The sequence below is a fragment of the Longimicrobium sp. genome (assembly GCF_036280135.1).
Classification (GTDB): Bacteria; Gemmatimonadota; Gemmatimonadetes; order Longimicrobiales; family Longimicrobiaceae; genus Longimicrobium.
In genome coordinates this window covers 1-3,114 of record NZ_DASURI010000271.1, presented here as the reverse complement: position 1 = coordinate 3,114, position 3,114 = coordinate 1, and the positions used below count along the sequence as shown (strand labels likewise).

Sequence of the window (3,114 nt, the reverse complement as noted above, 5' to 3'; positions counted from 1 at the left end):
GGCCCGGCGTACACGAACCGCGTGCTTACGGGGGGAAGCGCCTTGCCGTACGTGAAGTTGGGCGGAAGGAGGAACGCGGCGTTGGTGCAGCCGTTGTCTACGCCCGAGAAGTACGGGAAGATCGCGTACTGCCCGGTGGAGGTGGGCGTTGTGCTCGTGCTGGGCATGGAGGCTCCGCGCAAGCCCGCGCCGGACCGCCGCGGGACCGCACCCGGGGTGAAAGGGAGAAAAAGGAGGGACGGCGCGGGGGGCCGGCCCTGCCGGCCCCCCGCGCGTGGCTGTCCGCGGTGCCCGGCTCAGGCGTCCACGGTCGGCGCGTTCTGCAGCGCGGCGATGTCCACCGACACCGGCTGGCCCTGGATGACCTGGGCACTCTGCGGGTTGATGTTGGTGCCGTCGCCGTTGATCACCAGCACGACCTGGTTGAAGAAGAGGTACAGCTGCAGGTCCTGCGTGATGGGCGCCGAGCTGAGGGGGATGTCGACGTTGTACTGCTGCGACGAGCCGTCGGGGAACGACACGATCAGCACGTTCTGCCCGCCGAAGGTGGCCGTGCCCGGGTTGCCGCTGGCCGGGTTGCGCGCGGCCGAGATGTTGGTGGGCGTGTAGCCGTTGCTGCTCGTCACGCCGGGCAGGCTCACCGTGAGGATGTGGTTGTTCAGGAGCAGCGCCATGCTGTTGGCGGTGGTGTTGAACAGGTACACGTTTCCGGTCGCCATGGGGCCTCGCTGGTGTGGGATGAACGGGATGGCTGCTGCGTCTCGGGGAGAGGCGGCGGGCTGTGCTGTTACCGTGGGCGGGATCAGCGCAACGCGTCCCATGGTAGGGGCGGCCTCCATTGAATGTCAAGCGTCGGGAACGGATGGGAATTCAACGTGGGGAAAGTGATCACCCGCCCTGCTCCATCCCCGAAGAAGTGTATATCAGTCGTGAATTTACACCCGATCTAGAGCCAGGACGAGCAGCGCCTTGACTACTACGCATTCTGGCCGATTGGGATTGTTTGGGAACATCCGGCGCAAGGTGCCCGGACTGAACGGGAATGCGCCTGGCGAGCGCATCGGAGGGGAGGGACGAACGGCCCGGGGCTCCAGGGTGAGGAGGAGCTGGAGGGAATCTGCCCCCGCGCAAGACCGGACTCCGGTAAACCCTGGACCGCCACGCGGGATGGCACTGCGACAGGATTGCACACGGGGCCTTCGGCCAACGGAGTCAACAGTTTTAGCTTCCGATCAGTTACCGTTGACTCCGTTGGCCGAAGGCCCCGTGTGAGAATGCGGTTTCTTTCTCCGGATTGGCAGACGCGTTTCGAAGCGAGGACGATGAGCTGGCGATTGGAGCTGGGCGTGTGGCCGGACCACGCGGGGGTGATCCCGGCGTCCGAGCACCGGGCGCCTGGGCCTGAGGTGGACTTCAGCCCGCGGCGGTTGGCTCCGTCGCCGCGGCGGGGGCGTGGCGGTGCTGGCGGCGCACGGTGCCGGGGCCCGTGCCCCGCAGCCGCGCGAACGCCTTGCTGAACGCCACCGGGTTGGCGTAGCCCACCTGCTCCGCCACCCGCGCCACGCTCGCGCCCTCGCGCAGCAGCTGCTCGGCACGCGTCATCCGCCAGTTGGCCAGGTACTGCAGGGGCGGCTCGCCCACCAGCTCCGTGAACCGCGCGGCAAAGGCGGATCGCGACATCGAGACGGCCGCGGCCAGCCGCTCCAGCGTCCACGGCTCGGCGTACTGGCCGTGCATCAGCCGCAGCGCCGCGCCGATGGACGCGTCCGACACCGCGCGCATCCCGCACCGCGACGCGCCCTCCCCCGTGATCCAGTAGCGGATGGCGTGCACGAACAGCAGGTCCGCCAATCGCCCCAGGACGATGCTGTTGCCCGGCCCCGGCGCCTCGCTCTCGCCCAGGATGAGCGAGACCACGCCGGCCAGCTGCGGGCTCACCCCCGCCCCGCCGGCGGGCACGTGCACCACGGGCGGCAGCGTGTCCATCAGCACGTTGCGCCGCGCGCCGCCCGTGCTGAAGTGCCCCGCCACCAGCGACGTCACCTCGCCGTCGCCGCCCAGCCGGTGCACCTCCCCCGTGGGCACGCGGGGACATCCCTCGTGCACGAACTCCCACGCCGACGCCCGCGCGGGCCCCGGGCTGCGCAGCTCGTGCGGCAGGGCGCGCGGCAGCAGCACGGCATCGCCCGCCGCGAGCGTGACGGGCTCGCGATGGGGCAGGTGCGGGTCCGGCAGCTCCAGCCGCGCCGTCCCCCGGCTCACGACGTAGAAGCTCAGGTAGTCGCGCGTGGGCACGCGCAGCCGCCACGGCGCGCCCAGCTCCATCCGCCCGAAGACGACGGGGCTCAGGTGCACGGACTGCATCAACTCCCCCATCACGTCGACCGGCTCCGCGGCCGCGGTTGGACGATCAGGCAGATTTTCCGGTGTTTTGTGCATGGATCATCTATAGCGGCGCCGTCATCTTCCGTCAATCAACGAAAGGCCCCGCCGCGATGGCCGCGGGCCACATGAGACTGACGACGCGGGAGGACGGGATGCAGACGACGATCGCGCAGGACGCGCAGATGCTGGGCACGGGGCTGCTGGTGGCGCGGCTGGTGCTGGGGCCGGTGATGGCGGCGCACGGCGCGCAAAAGCTGTTCGGCTGGTTCGGCGGGCCGGGGGTGCGCGGAACGGCCGCGGGGATGGAGCACCTGGGATTTCGCCCGGGGCTGCCGTTCGCGGTGATGGCGGGCGCCACGGAGCTGGTGTCGGGCGTGCTGGTGGCGCTGGGGCTGCTGGGCCCCGTGGGCCCGGCGCTGATGGTGTCGGTGATGATCGTGGCGGCCGTGAGCGCGCACCTCAAGAACGGGCTCTTTGCCCAGAACGGCGGCTACGAGCTGGCGCTCCTCTACGGCGCCGTGGCGTTCGCCCTGGCGCTGACGGGCCCCGGCGCGTTCTCGGCGGACGCGGCGCTGGGGCTTACGTCGCTGTGGGCGCCGTCGTACGCGTGGATCGCGCTGGCGGTGGGCGTGGTGGGCGGCGCGGCCAACCTCCTGGCCCGCCGCCCCGCCCCCGCCACCGGCCCCGTCACGGCCAGTCGCACCACCGCCCGGTGGTGAAGGCCCGGAC

The 3,114-nt window shown here is 70.8% G+C and carries 3 protein-coding genes; 1 reads left to right on the top strand and 2 read right to left on the bottom strand.

Translation table 11 applies throughout. The features are described from left to right. Positions 1 to 296: 296 nt before the first annotated feature. Both VFZ20_RS08480 and VFZ20_RS08475 read right to left on the bottom strand, forming a co-directional pair. Entirely contained in the window at positions 297 to 719 is a 423-nt protein-coding gene (locus VFZ20_RS08480) for a hypothetical protein (protein WP_329683423.1), read from the bottom strand. 694 nt (positions 720 to 1,413) lie between these two features. Beyond that, positions 1,414 to 2,376 carry an AraC family transcriptional regulator gene (locus VFZ20_RS08475; protein WP_329683424.1) on the bottom strand — a complete coding sequence of 321 codons (963 nt, stop codon included), beginning with the start codon at positions 2,374 to 2,376 and terminating at the stop codon, positions 1,414 to 1,416. Positions 2,377 to 2,537: 161 nt separating this feature from the next. Here VFZ20_RS08475 and VFZ20_RS08470 point away from each other — a divergent pair, with 161 nt between their 5' ends. After that, positions 2,538 to 3,104: a DoxX family protein gene (locus VFZ20_RS08470; protein ID WP_329683422.1), complete on the top strand. Its 567-nt coding sequence runs from the start codon at positions 2,538 to 2,540 to the stop codon at positions 3,102 to 3,104. Positions 3,105 to 3,114: the final 10 nt, after the last annotated feature.